We start from the raw sequence: 17,493 nt of genomic DNA, 5'->3' as shown, positions 1-17,493 counted from the left end.
TCCATATCCTCTCCGCCATGAAGCCATTCAGCGTGCAACGCCTTGGGGTAATTCTCGCTGCAATACTGGGTTTTGGCGTCTTCTTCGCCGCCCAGCCGGCCTCCGCCGCGGTCAGCGGCACCACGTTCGCGGTCGACAAGTCGACGGCGAAGGCGGGAGACCAGCTGACCCTGACGCTGTCGCTCACCAACAGTGAGACCAGTCCCATCTACTTCGCCTACGAGGCCGTCCAGCCGACCTGGCCGGCCAACACGCAGGCCGGAGCGTTCACCGTGCTCAGCTGCACCGGTGACACCTCCGACTGCGCGATCAACGGGAACAGCGCCAACTTCCACTTCAACGCGCCGATCGCGCCTGGGGCGACGAAGAGCGTCACGCTCACCGTCAAGATCACCGACACCCCGGCGTGGGGCACCGCGCCGTACACGCTGAACTGGGCGCCGTACGTCTACTACGAGTTCGGCCAGGTCGGCAACGGCACGGCCAAGGACCAGGGCTGGACCTACGGAGTGCCCGAGCTCCAGACCGTGATCAGCTGACCCCACGTCCCGTCGACCGCCCCCGCCGTCACCCGACGGCGGGGGCCCGGGCGGGTTCCGGGGCGGGCTCCGGGGCGAAGCGGTCGGCCAGCGGCAGGACGGCGAGCACCAGCAGCATCGGGGCGAGCAGCGCCCAGCGGTACGAGGCGGCGTCCGCGATCGCCCCGACCAGCGGCGAACCCAGCAGGAACCCCACGTAGTTGAAGAGGTTGAGCCGGGCCACCGCGGCGTCGGAGTCGGCCGGGAAGAGCCGGCCGCCGGCCGCGAACACCTGCGGGATGATCGCGCAGATGCCGAAGCCCAGCACGGTGAAGGCGGCGATGCCCGCCCAGGCGTCGGGCGCGACCGCGGCCAGCCCGAAGCCGAGCGCGGCCAGCGCGGCACCGGCACGGACCACCGGGACGGCGCCGAAGCGCTGCACCGCGCGGTCACCCAGTGCCCGGCCGAGCAGCATCGCGACCATGTAGCCCAGGTAGGAGAGCTTGGCGAGGTCCTCCCGGCTGCCCAGCCCGTCGGTGAGGTACTTGACGCTGTAGTTGGAGACCGAGGCGTCCGCGATGTACGCGAAGGCCATCGCCAGGCAGAGCGGCAGCAGCGGACGCCAGGGGACGGACCGGGCGGCGGCCTCCGCGGCCTCCCGGACGGCGTCGCCGAGTTCGGCCGGGCCGGCGAGCAGGCCGCCGGTCAGCAGGGCGAGCGGGGCGATCACCGCGGCGGCCGTGCCGAACAGCACCGGCAGCCCGAGGTCGTAGTGCGAGCCGAGGCCCGCCAGAGCCGCGCCGAGGATGCCGCCGAGGCTGAACGCCGCATGGAAGCCGATCATGATCGAGCGGCCGTAGCGGTGCTGGAGCCCCACCCCGAGCATGTTCATACTGGCGTCCAGCGCGCCCACCAGCAGCCCGAACGCGCCGAGGGCCAGGGCGAGTTGCCACAGCGTGCCACCCAGTCCGGCGGCCGCCAGGCTGAGGCAGACGGCGGGCTGGACCACCCGCAGCACGGTCCGTGCGCCGGTGCGCTTCACCAGCTGCTCGGAGACGATCGAACCGACCCCGGCCAGAACCGGCACCGCGGCCAGGAAGACCGGCAGCAGCCCGTCGCTCAGCCCGTACCGGTGCTGGATCTCCGGGATGCAGGTGACCAGCAGGGCGAAGGTGACGCCCTGGAGCAGGAAGCTGACGGCGAGCGCCGCCCGCCCGACGCGCAGACCGGGCGCCGTGGCGGACGGGACGGGCCCTGCGGACGGTGCGGCACTCAAGCGGACCTCCAGGCGGACTCCACACGGACCTCGCAGACCTCGCTACCGGCCGGTAGGACGATGTTGGCGAGAGCGTAGGGGGTGCGCCGCGATTACGGGAGGGGTCGCGCAGCGGTCATTTCCCGCCGGAGGCCAACTCCCGGGAACGGTCCCGCGCCGCCTCCAGGGCGCCGAGCAGCGCGGCCCGCACCCCGTGGTTCTCCAGCTCGCGGATCGCCGCGATGGTGGTGCCGGCCGGGGAGGTGACCGCCTCGCGCAGCTTCACCGGGTGCTCGCCGGAGTCGCGCAGCATCACCGAGGCGCCGATCGCGGACTGCACGATCAGGTCGTGCGCCACCTGCCGGGGCAGCCCGAGCAGGATGCCGGCGTCGGTCATCGCCTCGACCAGGAAGTAGAAGTAGGCCGGACCGGAGCCGGAGAGCGCGGTGGCCGCGTCCTGCTGGGACTCGGGCAGCCGCAGCGCCTTGCCGACCGAGCTGAAGATCTCCTCGGCGCGCACCAGGTGCTCCTCCCCCGCGTGCGAACCGGCCGAGATGACGCTCATCCCCTCGTCCACCAGGACCGGGGTGTTGGGCATCACCCGGACCACCGGGGTGCCGGCCGCCAGCCGCTCCTCGAACCAGGCGGTGGGGACGCCGGCCGCGGCCGAGATCACCAGCCGGTCCGCGCCGACGTGCGGGGCCAGCTCCTCCAGCAGGGCGCCCATGTCCTGCGGCTTGACCGCCAGGATCAGGGTGTCGGCGAGCTTGGCGGCCTCGGCGTTGGAGACGGCCACCACGCCGTAGCGGGCCGCGAGTTCGGCCGCCCGCTCCGGGCGGCGGGCGGTCACCAGGACATCGGCCGGATCCTTGCCCGCCCGCAGCAGACCGGAGAGCAGGGCCTCCCCGATCTTGCCGGTGCCCAGGAAGGCGATCTTCTGTCCGCGTGCTGCGCTGCTGCCCATCGTCCGCTCCTTGCCTCGGTACTGCGGCCATCCTCGCACCGCCCACCGGCACACGCGGGGACCGTCCGACCCGTGGTCGCCACGGACCCGAACGACCCTTGCCCCTAGGGAGAGAACTCCGGGGTTTCCCCTATGGCCTCCCGGCTCCGGGGAGCGCACCGTGGAGTCATGGCACACGACGAAATGTCCCGACGTGAGAACCGGCAACTCGCCGTCGCCTCGGCGACCGTGGGCCCGTGGCGGACCGCCGCGGGGGTCGGTGCGGTGGTGGGGGCGACGGCCCTGGGGATCGAGGCGATCTCCGGGAACTGGTCGCTGAGCATGCTGGCCTCACCGGCCGGCTGGGGCCTGTTCTTCTTCTTCCTGGTCGGCACCGTCGGCGGCCAACTGCGGCGCGACACCACCGACCGGCGACTGCGCCGCTGGGCGAACGAGCACCCGTGGCAGTCCGCGCTCCCGGCGGCCGGCGGCCTGCTGGCGCTGAACACGCTGGCCCAGCTGTTCCTCGGCGACGAGGGCCTGTTCGGCGCCTTCTTCCTCTCGCTGCTGCCGGCCGGCCTCCTGCTGGCGATCGCCGGGGTGGTCGGGTCGGTCAAGCAGGCCCGCGGCAAGGGCTGACGGCCACCCGCGACCTGCCCGTTTCCGGACAAACGACACCGCTCCCACGGATCACGCACACGCGTTCACCACGAAGTGTGCCCCCGATCAACGGATCGTCACACCCTGTCGGCATACTGGCGCGATGCCGACAGCCGAAGATCCGCAACCGCGCCCCGAGACGGGCCGCGAGGCGGGCGGGAAGGACCCGTTCGCCGACCTCGTCCTGGACGAGGAATTCGTCCGCGGGGCCACCGTCAAGGAGCAGAGCGGGCGCACCCGCATGCTGTCCGCCCGGTGGAAGCACACCCCGCCGGTCGACCCGGGCGGCCGCCGCTCGGTCAACGACGGCCCGTCCGCGTCCAAGGGCCGGTTCGGGCGCAAGCCGAAGCCCGCCGCGCTCGACCCGTGGGGCAACCCCCGCCCCCGCCCGCGCCGGCGCGGCTGGCGCACACCGGTGCTCGTGGTGCTGACCATCGCGGTGGTGCTCTCCGTCCTGAACGTCGACGGGCTGCGCACATGGTTCTCGGACCACGTCTGGAAGAGCTCCTCCGCCGGCCCGGTGCCCACCGTCGCCCCGGAGACCGCCAGGCCGACCTCGGCACCGCCGGCCACCCCCGACGACCAGCCGACCGTGGACCACCCCTGGAAGGGCTCCCCCGCCGAGGGCTGGCCGAACGGCCCGGAGGCCTTCGTGCTGCCCGAGGCCAAGGCCGTCGGCGTCTTCTCGGCCGACGAGGTCGCCGCCCAGCTCCAGTCGGTCAAGGACTACCTGACGGCCTCCAACCTCGACCCCCGGGTGATCGCGGGGGCCCGTCCGGACGCCGCCCTGGCGATGCTCGACCGCCAGGAACGGGCCAACGCCGTCGCCGCCCTCGACCACCCCGCCAAGGAGACCGACCCGACCAGCTGGTTCACCCGTTTCGACCCGCGCGAGGCCGCCCTGGTGGGCACCACCGTCAAGGTCCAGGGCCGGATCAGCTTCGAGGAGGACGGTGACGGCGGCGTGCTGGTGCACACCGACTTCACCTTCGTCTACCCGCTGCAGCCGGGCCCGGACGCGGAGAAGCTGGCCTCGTCCCGCCGCCGCACCCCGGACACCGCGCCGGGCGGCACCGCCAAGCCGGTCGGCCTGGTCACCCGGACCGCCGCCACCGACAACGGCGACACCTGGACGACCCGCACCATCGTGCGCAAGGTCGACGACGTCCGCTTCTACGACCCGAAGCACTACAAGGTCGACGCGAAGAAGCTGGTGTTCGCCAAGACCCAGTGGGACGCGGGCAACAGCGCCTGCGACGTCTACGACGGCTTCCTGCACCCGCAGTTCCAGCAGTTCACCAGCCACGACCCGGCACCGACCGGCCCGACCACCGACCCGTACGACCGGAGCAAGGACATCGCCCCGGCCGACCAGTGCGGCAGCGTCAGCCGGACCTAGGGTCTCATCGGGAGGCGTCAGCGCTTGCGCTTGGCCCGGCCCGGCGCCTTGGCGTCGGGCCGGCGGCTGCGGCCCGCCTGGCGCTTCTCGTACTGGGCGACGGCCCGCTCGTAGGCGGCCCGCCGGACCGCCTCGCCGGGGGCCTCGACCAGGCTGCGGGCGAAGTAGGCGAGCAGCGATCCGGCCCCGCCGATCAGCCAGACCGCGCCGAGCGACTTCTCCTCGGCCATCCAGCCGGTCAGCTGGTCCTTGCCCTCGGTGAGCACCTTCCAGGTGCGCCGCACGGCCATCATCGAGCAGACCGCGATGGCGGCGGTCAGCAGCCCGTTGAGGAACGTGCCGTTGTCGGAGAGGGCGATGCCCTCGATTCCGAAGCGCAGCAGCAGCACCACGGCGGCGGCCGCGACCAGGGCGCCGATCGACACGGCGACCCGGCGCGGCCAGTAGCCGTTGTCCCGGTTCAGCCAGCTGGTGCCGAACCAGCGGATCGGCTCCGGCTCGGGGGCGCCGACGGGAGTGGGGGCGGGGGTGGGGGGCTGCTCGCTCACGCCGTCGATTATCACCCGACCGCCGCACACGGCGGAGGAGCCGTCCCGGCCGGTGGGACGGCTCCTCCTCGTTCCGTGCGGGCCCGGCCTCGTTCCGTGCGGGCCCTGTGCCGTTCTGTACGGGCCCGGTGCCGTTTCGTGCGGGCCCGGCCGGGTCAGCCGAGCTTGGACACGTCGCGGACGGCGCCCTTGTCGGCGGAGGTGGCCATCGCGGCGTAGGCGCGCAGGGCCTGGCTGACCTGCCGGTCGCGGTTCTTCGGCCGGTAGCCGCCCGCGGCCTCCAGGGCCCGGCGGCGCTCCGCCAGGACCTCCTCCGGGACCTCCAGGGAGATCCGGCGGCCGGGGATGTCGATGGCGATGGTGTCGCCGTCCTCGACCAGCGCGATGGTGCCGCCGGACGCCGCCTCCGGGGAGGCGTGGCCGATGGACAGGCCCGAGGTGCCGCCGGAGAAGCGGCCGTCGGTGACCAGCGCGCAGGCCTTGCCCAGACCCCGGCCCTTGAGGAAGGAGGTCGGGTAGAGCATCTCCTGCATGCCCGGGCCGCCCTTGGGGCCCTCGTAGCGGATGACGACGACGTCGCCCTCCTTGACCCGCTTGGCGAGGATCGCCTCGACCGCGTCCTCCTGGGACTCGACCACGACGGCCGGGCCGCTGAAGGTCCAGATCGACTCGTCCACGCCGGCGGTCTTCACGATGCAGCCGTCCTCGGCGAGGTTGCCGTACAGCACGGCCAGGCCGCCCTCGACCGAGTAGGCGTGCTCGACGCTGCGGATGCAGCCCTTGGCGGAGTCGGTGTCCAGCGACTCCCAGCGCTCGGACTGCGAGAAGGCCTCGGCGGAGCGGACGCAGCCGGGGGCGGCGTGCCACAGCTCGACGGCCTCCGCGGAGGGCGAACCGCCGCGCACGTCCCAGGTCTTGAGCCACTCGGCGAGCGAGTCGGCGTGCACGGTGTGGACGTCCTCGTTGAGCAGCCCGCCCCGGTACAGCTCGCCGAGGATGGCCGGGATGCCGCCGGCCCGGTGCACGTCCTCCATGTAGTACGAGCCGTTCGGCGCGACCTTGGACAGGCAGGGCACCTTGCGGGAGATCGCGTCGATGGCCCGCTGGTCGAAGTCCAGCTCGGCCTCCTGGGCGGCGGCGAGCAGGTGCAGGATGGTGTTGGTCGAGCCGCCCATGGCGATGTCCAGGGCCATGGCGTTCTCGAAGGCGGCGCGGGTGGCGATCGCCCGGGGCAGCACCGAGGCGTCGTCCTGGCCGTAGTGGCGGTTGGTGATCTCGACGACGGTCCGGCCGGCGTTCTCGTAGAGGGCGCGGCGGGCGGTGTGGGTGGCGAGCACCGAACCGTTGCCCGGCAGCGAGAGGCCGATCGCCTCGGTCAGGCAGTTCATCGAGTTGGCGGTGAACATGCCGGAGCACGAACCGCAGGTGGGACAGGCGTTCTCCTCGATGATCGCGATGTCCTCGTCGGAGACGTTCTCGTTGACCGCCTGGGAGATCGCGTCGACCAGGTCGAGCTTGCGCACGGTGCCGTCGACCAGGGTGGCCTTGCCGGCCTCCATCGGGCCGCCGGAGACGAACACGGTCGGGATGTTCAGGCGCAGCGCGGCCATCAGCATGCCCGGGGTGATCTTGTCGCAGTTCGAGATGCAGATCAGGGCGTCGGCGCAGTGCGCGTTCACCATGTACTCGACCGAGTCGGCGATCAGGTCCCGCGAGGGCAGCGAGTAGAGCATGCCGCCGTGGCCCATCGCGATGCCGTCGTCCACGGCGATCGTGTTGAACTCGCGCGGGATGCCGCCCGCCTGCTTGATCGCCTCGGAGACGATCCGGCCGACCGGCTGGAGGTGGGTGTGCCCGGGCACGAACTCGGTGAAGGAGTTGGCGACCGCGATGATCGGCTTGCCGAAGTCCTCGCGGGCTACGCCGGCCGCCCGGAGAAGCGCCCGGGCGCCTGCCATGTTGCGACCGTGGGTGACCGTACGGGACCTCAGCTCGGGCACTGTGCTCCACTCCTTCGGGGCTCTCGCGGGCACCCCGCTGCTGGGAGGGTCCGGGGGCCGCTGTGGGTACCGAGCCTACGCCCGCCGTCCGGCCGGCGGACGCTCCGTCCGCGATGCGGGCAGGCGGCGGGCCTCCCCGGTCAGTCCCGCCTGACGGCCACGGTGAGGTCCAGGACGTACGGCTCGACCACCTGCCCGTCCGGGAACTCGGCCAGCAGCGCCGCGCGCTCGGCGGCGAGCAGCGGTTCGCGCCGCTCCGGGGCCAGCGAGGCGAAGTAGGAGCGCGAGGTGAGGTTGTCGACCACCTGCTCGACCGGCACCTGCCGCTGCCAGCGCAGCTCGGCACGGGAGACCTCCAGCCCGGCGGCGGCGAAGGGCGCCGTCAGCTCGGCGATCCGGCGGTAGCCGTGGTACCGGCCCGACAGCGCCGCCCACAGCCGCTCGTCCCGGGCGCGCACCCACGGGACGCTCTCGTCGAAGACGTTCCACCAGGCCGCGACGGCGCCGCCCGGCCGCAGCACCCGCAGCACCTCGGGGACGGACTTCTCGGGGTGCGTCCAGTGGAAGGCCTGGGCGTAGGTGACCAGGTCGGCGGAACCGTCGTGGAACGGCAGGTCGTCGCCGACGCCGCGGACCAGCGGCAGGTCCGGCGACACGGCCTGGAACTGCGCGGCCATCCCGGCGGAGGGCTCGACCGCGACGACGTCCGCGCCGCGGGCGGCCAGCAGACGGGTGGCGATGCCGGTGCCGGCGCCGACGTCCAGAACCCGGGCGCCCTTGAGCCCGCGACCCCAGAGCCGCTCCAGCTCGTCGAACAGCCCCTCCGGGTAGCCAGGGCGGCCGCGGTCGTACGCGGCGGCCACTGCGCCGAAGCTCCCGGCCAGCTCGCGGAAGTTGCGGACCTCACTGAAGCCGCCGGCCTCGCCGGCGTTCTGATCGTTCGTCACTTCTCCCCCTCGACAGGGCGGTTCGCGCCCGATCCGGCCGGACGGCTCAGCGTACGCGCGAGGGGGTGGCCAGGTGCAAGCGGGTAAAAGCGAGGGCCTCGGCCAGATCGGCCTCGCGTTCGGCGGGGGAGGCCGAGCGCCGGGTGTTGACCTCCAGCACCACGTGGCCGTCGAAACCGGTGCGGGCGAGGTGCTCCAGCAGCTCGGCGCAGGGCTGCTTGCCGCGGCCGGGGATCAGGTGCTCGTCCTTGCCGGAACCGCTGCCGTCGGCCAGGTGGACGTGGGCGAGCCGGTCGCCCATCCGCTCGACCATCGCGAAGGTGTCGATCCGGGAGGTGGCGGCGTGCGAGAGGTCGATCGTGAAGTGCCGGTAGTCCTCGTCGGTGACGTCCCAGCCCGGCGCGTACGCGAGCATCTCGCGGTCGCGGTAGCGCCACGGGTACATGTTCTCGACGGCGAAGCGGACGTCCGTCTCGCCCGCCATCCGGTTGATGCCCTCGACGAACTCCTTGGCGTACTGGCGCTGCCAGCGGAACGGCGGGTGGACGACCACCGCGCTCGCGCCCAGCTTCTCGGCCGCCGCCCGGGCCCGGACCAGCTTGGTCCACGGGTCGGTGGTCCACACCCGCTGGGTGATCAACAGGCACGGCGCGTGCACGGCCAGGATGGGCAGCCGGTGGGCGTCGGAGAGCCGGCGCAGGGCGTCGATGTCCTGGCTGACCGGGTCGTTCCAGACCATCACCTCGACCCCGTCGTAGCCGAGCTTGGCGGCCAGCTCGAAGGCCACGGCGGTGCTCGCCGGATACACCGAGGCGGTGGACAGCACCACCTTGGTGTCGGGGATGTGCAGGGCCGGGTGCCGCGGCAGCACCAGCCGGTCGGTGGTGCGCAGCAGCGGCGGGCGGGCGGCGTCGCGTTTGGCGGCCTTGACCGAGCGGACGGACTGGACGGCGGCCTTGGCGGCGCCGGCGGCCCGGGCGGTGCGGGTCTCCTTCGGGACGGGCTTCGCGGCGGCTCTGTTCGGGGTGGTCCTCCCGGTGGCGGACTGCTGCGCGGTGTGCTGCTGTGCGGTGCGCTTCCGTTCGGTGGCTGTCTTCGCCGTGTCCGCCGTGTCCGCTGTGTTCGCCGTCTTCGCCGGACCTGCCGCGGTCGGCTTCGCGGTCTTCGCCGCTGCCGTCTTCGCGGTGCGCTGGGCGGCCTTGACGGCCTTCGCGGCCTGCTTGGCGGCATGGGCGGCGGTGGCGCCCGTGACCGCCTTGCCGAGCCGGCGGCGCGGACCGTCCGGCCGCGACTGCCCGCTCCCGGGAGTGCGGCCCTCCTGCGTTCCGTCCTCGCCCGCTGGTTGCACCACGGGAGACAGCGTAAGCGGATCACGCCGCGAACGGGGCGGGATGACCGGCGCAGTGACCATCGGCACGTTGACCCGGCACGTTGACCCGGCACGTTGACCCGGCACGTTGACCCGGCACGTCGCCCGGGCGCGGTCGGTCGGCGGTCGGCCGGTGGGTCGACCGGCGCCCAGGCGCGGCCGGGCTACGGGGTGAGCGCCGGGCGGCGGCGGTCGGCCGGGCTGTCCATGGCGTCCAGGCGGCGCAGGATGATGCCCTCGCGCAGCGCCCACGGACAGACGTCCAGCTCCTGCAGGCCGAACAGGTCCATCGCGGCGTCGGCGACCAGCGCCCCCGCCAGCAGTTGCTTGGCCCGGCCCTCGGAGACGCCGGGGATCCGGGCGCGCTCGGCGACGGTCATCGCGGACAGCCGGGGCAGCCAGGAGGCCAGCCCGCTGCGGGTGAGCCGGCGGTCGGTGTACGGGCCCGCGTCGGCGGGGGCGGCGCCCGTCATCCGGGCCAGCTGCTTGAAGGTCTTGGAGGTGGCGACCGCGTGCCGCGGCGGGCCGAGACGGTTGATCTCGCCGACCACAGCGGCCAGCTCGGCCCGGATGTGTCGTCTCAGCTCGCGCAGCACCTCCGGGTCGGCGACGTCGCCCGGCAGCCAGCGGGCGGTCAGCCGGCCGGCGCCCAGCGGCAGCGAGCAGGCGACGTCCGGCTGCTCGTCCAGGCCGCAGGCGATCTCCAGCGAGCCGCCACCGATGTCCAGGTTGAGCAGCCGGCCCGAGGACCAGCCGAACCAGCGGCGGACGGCCAGGAAGGTGAGCCGGGCCTCGTCCTGTCCGGAGAGCACGCGCAGCTCGACGCCGGTCTCGGCGGCCACCCGGCGCAGCACCTCCTCGCCGTTCGCCGCCTCGCGCACGGCGGAGGTGGCGAACGGGAGGATGTCGACGACGCCCTTGTCCTCGGCGACCCGCAGCGAGGACGCGACATGGCCGACCAGCCGCTCGACGCCGGCCGCGCTGATCGAACCGTCCGCGTCCAGGAGCTCGGCCAGGCGCAGCTCGGCCTTGTGCGAGTAGGCCGGCAGCGGGGCAGCGCCCGGATGGGCGTCCACCACGAGGAAGTGGACCGTGTTGGAACCTACGTCGAGCACACCGAGTCGCATAACTCTCCACGCTACGCGATGCGGACCCTGGTGAGAGGGGGTGCGACGGTATTCGCGCTGGTCCGGGACCGGGCGGCGGGGCCGACGGCGATCCGGCCGCCCGGGTCGTCCGCGCCCGGACCACCCGGACCGCCCGGGCACTCAGTGGCCGCGCGGGCGGGCGGGGTGACGGCAGGGTGGGCGACGGCGACGACGGTGTGGGTGGGCGACGGTGACGGCACGGGCGCAGCCCGTTGTGGCGGCCGACCGTCACAACAAGCCGTCCCACAGCTGCTCCACGATGACGGCCCACCAGTTCTCCGGGTCGGCGAACACCGTGCCGTCCACCTCCGCCAGCGCACGTTGCAGGGCGTCCACCGCCCCGCCCGCGGCCACCGGGTCGAGCCCGCGCAGAGCGGGCCACCAGCCGGCGAACACCTCCAGGCAGCGGACGAAGGCGCGCAGGCTCGCATTGCAGTGACGGACGGTCGCGTAGTCCGGGTCCACCGCCCGGACGGCGCCGTCCACCGGGCCGAGGGCCAGCAGCGCCCAGCCGTCCGTCCCCAGCACCAACTGCCCGGCGAGCGCCAGGCGCTCCCGCTCGGCCGCCCTGGTGCCGCGCCCGGACTCGGCCAGCTGCGCGGCGAGCTGGGGCAGGACGGTGCCCTGGCGGGTGCCGTCGGCGATCGCCTCCGTGCCCGGGTGGTGCAGCGCGAAGAACCCGGGCACCGCCACCGGGACGCCCACCGCCAGCAGCAGCGCGGCCGCGTCCCCGGGCAGTTCGGCGCGGGCGACGTCCGCCGGCTCGAAGCGCTGGACGCCCGCCAGGCCGAACCGCTCCGCGAGCCGGGCGGCGAGCGCGGTGTCGGACTCGTCGGCCGCCTCGCCCTCCGGGTGTGCCCTGCCCGGTGCGCGGGGGAAGGGCACCCGGTTGCGGGCCGGACCGTCCGGCGACGCGGGCAGCGCCCGTACGGCGGCGGCCCGGTGGTCGAAGCGCGGGCCGTACGGGAGCTCGAAGTCGATCCGGGCACGGGGCAGTTCGGCGCTCAGCGCGTACGACCAGTAGCCGCCGGGCAGGGCGCTCATCCGCAGGTCGGTCCGGACGGCGAGCACGTCCTCGGCCGCCACACCCTGCTCGCGCAGCCACCACCAGCCGCGCAGTGCCGGGTGCGGCAGGCCCGCCGCGGAGCGCAGGGCCAGCGACCGTTCCTCACCCGTGTCGTCCCGGTAGGTCAGCTCGGCCCGGGCACCCCGGCCGGTCACCGGCGGGAGGGTCGGATCGTAGCCGCCGGCGCCCACGAAGTCCCGGTACAGCCCGACCACTTCGTCCACCGGCACCGAGGGCCACACCGTGAACCGTCCGCTCTCCCGGTCCACCACGGCACAGGCTGCCCCCACCTCCTCGGGCGCCCGCCGCTCCCCCGTCCGCGGGTCGACCACCACCCGTGCGGGCTCCGCCCACACCACCCAGCCGAGCTCGAACTCGTGGGTGCACACCCGCCGCACCGCCCCGGCACCCTGCGGCAGATCCCCGTTGACCCACCGGTGCCCCGCCTCCACCGCCTGCGCCCGCGAAATCACCCGGCCACCCCCGTCCCGTCCACTCCCCGCCGCCCATCCCGGCCCGACCCGCGACCCTACGCCCGCGCCCCACGCCCGCACCAAGCACCGGAGGCGCACCCCCCTCATGCCTCATGCACGAGAAGTCGGCCCCGCCGACTTCCCACGCGGGCGTCCACATCCCCTGCCGCCCCGCAGCCGGACCCGGAAGAAGGAATATGACGTCCGGTCTACATATTCACGCGCAGACCCAAGCCCGCCCGGACCGGATCCGCGTGAGAAGTCGGCCCGGCCGACTTCTCACGCACCCCCTCCCCTTCCAGCGCCACCCTGGCGAACTGCCCGGGCCCCTGCCACTCCCCCACACCCCAGCACGCGAACGCGAAAAGTCGACCCAGCCGACTTCCCGCGCATCACCCTGGTGAATATGTCGGTCGGTCTACATATTTCTGCCAGACCCGAACTCAGCCGCCCCGAATGCGCACAGGAAGTCGGCCGGGCCGACTTCTCGCGCAGGCCCCTTCCACTGCCCCGCGCGCCACCGCCCAGAAAAACCACCGCGGCCCGCCGCACAGGAAGTCGGCGGGACCGACTTCCCACGCGGACCCCTCCGCAACCGCGCATTCCACCGCTGAGGGGCAGCGTGGCGGGCCGCACAGGAAGTCGGCCTGGTCGACTTCCTGCGCCCTGGGGGTCAGGGGGTGGGGGTGAGGGGGCGGCCTTCGGGGGTGAGGGCGATGGCCCAGAGGCCGTGGGTGGCGGGGTGGAGGGGGGTGGGGGCCCGGCGGGCGAGCTGGTGGTCGAGGTAGGTGACGGTGTCCTGGTGGTTGACGGCGTTCCAGGCGTGCGGGCGGCCGTAGGCGTCGAGGGTGAGGAGTAGCGCCTGGGAGCCGTGGCCGGCGCGGCGGAGGCCCTCGGCGAGGCGGTCGAAGGCCCGGCCGCCGTCGCCCAGGTCCCGGAAGGGGGCGCCGAGTTCACGTTCGGCGCGGTCCCGGCCGCCGCGTTCGCCGGCGTCGCCGTCGGTGGGGATGCGCGGGGCCGCGCAGGTCGGGCGGCCGGTGTGGCACTCGACCGCCGAGAGGGCGATCTCCAGACTGTTGTTGGCCCGGCCCGGTTCGCGGTAGCCGCCGTCGTTGACGGCCTCCGCCCAGCCGCCGGCCGCCGGGTCGGGATGACGGACGGGCAGGCCGTCCTCGTCCCGGGGCGCGCGGCGTTCGAGTTCGGCCTGGTGCTGCGGGTCGACCGGCGCGAGCCCGCCCGGCAGGCCGTACGGACGGCTGTCGGCGATGCTGCGCGGCCGGACCGCCGGGTCGTCCGGCCGGGCTCCGCGCCGTGCGCGCAGGGCGAGTTGGAGGGCCATCGCGTGGGCGGTCGCAACCGGGACCGCGCCCCAGGCGAGGGTCTGGTCGGCGAGTCCCGCCGCGTTCTCCCGCCTCCGGGCCTCCACCGGGTGGGTTTCGGGCCGGCCGACCACCGGGGTGGTCCCGACGATCGGGGGTGCAGCCGGGGCCGGCGGCGCGGCGTGGACGGGCGGTGGTCCGACGACCGGGTACGGTGCCGCACCGGCCGGGGTCCGGGCCACCGGCGCGCCGGGCTGCGGCCCGCCGACGGCCGGCCCGCCGCCCGCCCCGACACCGCTGCCGAACGGCGCCGCCACGTTCACGGGCCCGCCGGCGGCGCCCGCCAGCGGCCCGGGCCCGACGGTGCCGACAGGCCCGGCCGGTCCGGCCGGCTGGTACCCGCCGTACACCGGCGTCCCGAACTGCCCGGGCACTGCGACCGGACGGACCGGCGGCGGAGCGTCCGGCGCCGAGCCGGACGCGGGGCCACCGGCGGACGGCGCGGTGACGGGCGCGGTCGGCGCACTCACCGAGTCCGTCCGTACGGTCACCGGCCCACCTCCGCCACCACCACCCGCACCACCCGCACCGCCACCGCCACCGCCACCGCCGTGCGCGGGGGCCGCGGGCGCCTGGAGCGGGTAGTCCCCGTCCGCCCGGACCGCCGGCCCGCCGCCCTGCCGGACCGGCGCGACCGCGGACGGCGCCGACGGCGCCGGTGGCGACCAGTCACCGCCCCCGCTCCCCGTCGCCCGGTGCTGCCCCGGCGGGCCCCCGGCGGCGGCGTACCCGCCCCCGGCCCCGCCCGCAGGCGCCCCCGCGGACGCCCCGGCCGTCACGTTCGCCGCGACCGCCACGTCCGGCCCGCCGACGACCGCCCCCGGCTCCGCCACCGCGGCCGAGGCCACCGTCACCACGCCCGGCGTCCTCGGATCCGACGGCCCGCCGGGCTTGTCACCTCTTGGCCCACCTGGCCCATCCGGTCCCCCCGGCCCGTCCGCCCCCGGCGTCAGCCCGGCGAGCGGCACCCCGCGGACCGCCTTGCCGTTCTCGTCGGTGAGCACCGGCTGCCCGTGCTCGTCGAGCCGGACCGCGAGGTCCGCCACCCCGACCACCGGCTTGCCGTCCGGCCCGGGGACGACCAGCAGCCCGGTGGCGTCGGCCACCGGTGTGCCGTCGGCGCGGAGGATGACCGGCTGCCCGTCCTGGCCGAGGACGGGCGTGCCGTGCTCGTCCACCTTGACCGTCAGCCCGGGCACGCCGACCAGCGGCTTGCCGTCCTTCCCGGCGAGCAGGACCAGTCCGGAGCCGTCCGCGCCGAGCACACCCGGTTCGCCGAGGGCGGCGGGCAGCCCGGCGGCGAGCGGGTCGAACGCGCCGCCGCGGTACGAGGCGGCGGTGATCCCCGTCCCCTGCGCGGTGCCGAGCTTCAGCAGGGCGACGGCGGCCGGTTCCTTGAGCACGCCGGACAGGGCGTCCTTCATGGCGCGGCCGAGTTCGGCGAGCAGTCCGCCGATCTTCAGCCCGGCGGCCTCGACGGCGACGGCCGCCACGCCCGCCGCGACCTGCTCGGTGGCGGTGTTCCTCAGCTTGGACGCGAAGCCGCCGACGGCCTTCTCCAGTCCGCCGACCACCCCGCTCCGCGCCGGGTCATCGCCTGCCGCCGCGGCGACCTCGGCGACCTCGGCGGCCGTCTGCTTGGCCTTGGCCGCCTGCTCCTCGGCCTGCCGGAGGTCGGCGGCGAGCTGCTGCAGGGTTGCGACGATCTCGGCCTTGCAGGTGTCCACGGCGCGCGCGGCGGTGTCGAAGGCCCCGGCGACCAGCCCGACCGCGCTGTGCGCGTCGTCCAGGTGGCCCTTGCCGCCGGCGCTGAAGCTCTGCCAGTACGTGCCGAAGGCCTCGACCGCGTGGCCGGAGTTGTCGGCGGTGACCCGCCGGACGGACTCGCCGCAGCGGCGGGTGAGCCGGTCGGCCTCCTTGCCGAACTCGCGCCAGACCCCGGCGGCCCTGCGCAGGCCCTCCTCGTCGGCCTGCGGCCACTGCTGGCCGGTCCGGGCCAGCACCGGGACCAGTTCCTCGGGCAGTTTCCGGGACACGCGCTTCCCCCTTCGAGCCGGGTCCGTCAGACCGACATGTCCTTGGGGACGGCGGGAGCCGCCCCCGGGGTTGCCCCCGGCGCCGTGGAGTACACCGCGGGCACCACCGGCGAGGCCCCCGGCACCCCTGGAACCGCCGCACCTGCCGCCGCCCCCGGCACCGCCGAACCTGCCGCACCCGGCACCGCCGTAGCCCCGAACCCGCTCGCCGCCGAGCTGTCCGCGTCGGCCGTCCGCGCGGCCATGGTGTGCAGCCCGGCCCCGACCCCGGTCACCCTCTCGGCCAATCCGCTCAGCCCGCCCACGAGTTCACCGCGCGCCTGCCCGTACACGGCGGCGAAGCCGCTGCCCGGCCGGTCCGTCCCCCAGGGCGCGCCGAGCGCGGCGAGGCCCTGCTCCAGGGCGGTGACGGCTTTCGCCAGCTCGCCGCCGAGCTTCTCGAACTCCCGTCCCTCGCCGTGCAGTTCCCACGGCTTGAGGACGAACTCCCCGCCCGCGCGGCCGGACGCCCCGGTGCTGCCGCCTGCCATCCCCGTACCTCCCCGTCACGGGCCGGTGGCGGCCCGGTAGCGGCCCGTGGCGGACCGGCCGCCATCGTAGGCCCGCCTCCGGCCCCGCCCGCAGGGCCCGCCGGAGCTCTTCACCCCGCCTTCACGCCGCTCGGTCCCGCCGCTCCGGCCCCGCTTCGGGCCCGTTTCGGCCCCGCCTCGACCTCGTTTCGGCCCCGCTCCGGCCCCGCTTCGGGCCCCCGTCACCGGTCCCGCCACCGCGCTCCCGCCGCCGAAAGCTCTACCCTTGCCGGGTGGCACCAGCAGAAACGTCCAAGAAGAAGTCCAAGGCGAAGCCCGAGGCCGCCCCCGCCCCCGTCGATCTCGCGATGCCGACGCTGCGGCGCGAGATCCCGCGCGACGAGGTCCCGCTCGACTTCCCCCGCGCCTGGGTCGAGTTCGCCGACCCCGCCGACGAGGAGCAGGTCTTCCGCTGCGACCTCACCTGGCTGACCTCCCGCTGGTCCTGCGTCTTCGGCCAGGGCTGCCACGGCATCCGCGAGGGCCGCGGCGAGTCGGACGGCTGCTGCACGCTCGGCGCGCACTACTCGGACGAGGACGACGAGAAGCGCGTCCTGGGGCACGCGGCCCGGCTGACCCCCGAGCTGTGGGAGAACTTCGCCGAGGGCACCGACGCCGAGGGCCGGATCACGTCCGACGGCGGCATCACCATGCTGGACGAGGACGGCGACCGCCAGACCCGCCGGGTCGACGGCGCCTGCATCTTCGTGAACAGCCCGGACTTCGCGGGCGGGGCCGGCTGCGCGCTGCACGCGCTCGCGCTCAAGGAGGGCCGCGAGCCGCTGGAGACCAAGCCGGACGTCTGCTGGCAGCTGCCGGTCCGCCGCACCTACGACTGGATCGACCGCCCCGACGACAGTCGCTACCTCCAGGTCACGATCGGCGAGTACGACCGCCGCGGCTGGGGCCCGGGCGGCCACGACCTGCACTGGTGGTGCACCGGTGCCCCGGCGGCGCACCAGGGCGCGGAGGCGGTGTACGTCAGCTACCGCCCCGAGCTCACCGAGCTGATGGGACGGAAGGGGTACGAGGTGCTGGCCCGGCTGTGCGAGGAGCGGATCGCCACCAAGGGCGACCGCAGGGTGGCCCCGCACCCGGCGGACCCGGTCAGGAAGTCCAAGAAGGACCGACCGGCGAAGGACTGACCGGCCCCACCGGTCGGCACCGGCCCCCCGGTACCGGC

General features: G+C 74.7%; 14 protein-coding genes. 4 read left to right on the top strand and 10 right to left on the bottom strand.

What is annotated here, in order from left to right:
* Positions 1-17: 17 nt before the first annotated feature.
* Positions 18-539 (top strand): hypothetical protein, encoded by a 522-nt coding sequence (locus ACFVUY_RS03295; RefSeq protein ID WP_359902736.1) that lies wholly within the window; start codon positions 18-20, stop codon positions 537-539.
* A gap of 28 nt (positions 540-567) precedes the next feature.
* On the opposite strand, the gene ACFVUY_RS03290 is transcribed toward ACFVUY_RS03295, so the two are convergent.
* Together ACFVUY_RS03290 and proC are read right to left on the bottom strand one after the other, a co-directional pair.
* Positions 568-1,794, bottom strand: a complete 1,227-nt coding sequence (locus ACFVUY_RS03290; protein WP_387726989.1) for an MFS transporter — start codon at positions 1,792-1,794, stop codon at positions 568-570.
* 115 nt (positions 1,795-1,909) lie between these two features.
* A complete protein-coding gene (gene proC / locus ACFVUY_RS03285) occupies positions 1,910-2,737 on the bottom strand; it encodes a pyrroline-5-carboxylate reductase (protein WP_387686051.1) in 828 nt (275 codons plus the stop codon).
* Between the two features lie 168 nt (positions 2,738-2,905).
* Here proC and ACFVUY_RS03280 point away from each other — a divergent pair, with 168 nt between their 5' ends.
* Both ACFVUY_RS03280 and ACFVUY_RS03275 read left to right on the top strand, forming a co-directional pair.
* Positions 2,906-3,355 carry a hypothetical protein gene (locus ACFVUY_RS03280; protein ID WP_359902728.1) on the top strand — a complete coding sequence of 150 codons (450 nt, stop codon included), beginning with the start codon at positions 2,906-2,908 and terminating at the stop codon, positions 3,353-3,355.
* A 124-nt stretch (positions 3,356-3,479) separates the two neighbouring features.
* Positions 3,480-4,775, top strand: coding sequence for a hypothetical protein (locus ACFVUY_RS03275; protein WP_387726987.1), 1,296 nt, complete (start codon positions 3,480-3,482; stop codon positions 4,773-4,775).
* Between the two features lie 17 nt (positions 4,776-4,792).
* Here ACFVUY_RS03275 and ACFVUY_RS03270 read toward each other — a convergent pair whose 3' ends face one another.
* The 8 genes from ACFVUY_RS03270 to ACFVUY_RS03235 form a co-directional block, all read right to left on the bottom strand.
* Positions 4,793-5,323, bottom strand: a complete 531-nt coding sequence (locus tag ACFVUY_RS03270) for a hypothetical protein (protein WP_359902722.1) — start codon at positions 5,321-5,323, stop codon at positions 4,793-4,795.
* 155 nt (positions 5,324-5,478) lie between these two features.
* Positions 5,479-7,323 carry a dihydroxy-acid dehydratase gene (gene ilvD / locus ACFVUY_RS03265; protein ID WP_387726985.1) on the bottom strand — a complete coding sequence of 615 codons (1,845 nt, stop codon included), beginning with the start codon at positions 7,321-7,323 and terminating at the stop codon, positions 5,479-5,481.
* A 140-nt stretch (positions 7,324-7,463) separates the two neighbouring features.
* Positions 7,464-8,270 carry a class I SAM-dependent methyltransferase gene (locus tag ACFVUY_RS03260; protein ID WP_387726983.1) on the bottom strand — a complete coding sequence of 269 codons (807 nt, stop codon included), beginning with the start codon at positions 8,268-8,270 and terminating at the stop codon, positions 7,464-7,466.
* 46 nt (positions 8,271-8,316) lie between these two features.
* Positions 8,317-9,120 (bottom strand): sugar phosphate isomerase/epimerase family protein, encoded by an 804-nt coding sequence (locus ACFVUY_RS03255; RefSeq protein ID WP_380542246.1) that lies wholly within the window; start codon positions 9,118-9,120, stop codon positions 8,317-8,319.
* Between the two features lie 683 nt (positions 9,121-9,803).
* On the bottom strand, positions 9,804-10,766 hold the full coding sequence (locus ACFVUY_RS03250) for a Ppx/GppA family phosphatase (protein ID WP_387686041.1): 963 nt from the start codon (positions 10,764-10,766) through the stop codon (positions 9,804-9,806).
* A 249-nt stretch (positions 10,767-11,015) separates the two neighbouring features.
* Complete coding sequence (locus ACFVUY_RS03245) at positions 11,016-12,326, bottom strand: SUKH-4 family immunity protein (RefSeq protein ID WP_387726981.1); 1,311 nt, start codon at positions 12,324-12,326, stop codon at positions 11,016-11,018.
* Positions 12,327-12,999: 673 nt separating this feature from the next.
* Complete coding sequence (locus ACFVUY_RS03240; protein WP_387726979.1) at positions 13,000-15,741, bottom strand: toxin glutamine deamidase domain-containing protein; 2,742 nt, start codon at positions 15,739-15,741, stop codon at positions 13,000-13,002.
* Between the two features lie 26 nt (positions 15,742-15,767).
* Positions 15,768-16,271, bottom strand: coding sequence for a hypothetical protein (locus tag ACFVUY_RS03235; protein WP_387726977.1), 504 nt, complete (start codon positions 16,269-16,271; stop codon positions 15,768-15,770).
* 272 nt (positions 16,272-16,543) lie between these two features.
* On the opposite strand from ACFVUY_RS03235, the gene ACFVUY_RS03230 reads away from it, so the two are divergent.
* Positions 16,544-17,455, top strand: a complete 912-nt coding sequence (locus ACFVUY_RS03230; protein WP_387686033.1) for a hypothetical protein — start codon at positions 16,544-16,546, stop codon at positions 17,453-17,455.
* Positions 17,456-17,493: the final 38 nt, after the last annotated feature.

The organism is Kitasatospora sp. NPDC058063 (assembly GCF_042885395.1).
Classification (GTDB): domain Bacteria; phylum Actinomycetota; class Actinomycetes; order Streptomycetales; family Streptomycetaceae; genus Kitasatospora; species Kitasatospora lactacystinica.
The sequence above is the reverse complement of the archived record's forward strand: the minus strand, read 5'-3'. Positions and strand labels throughout refer to the sequence as shown.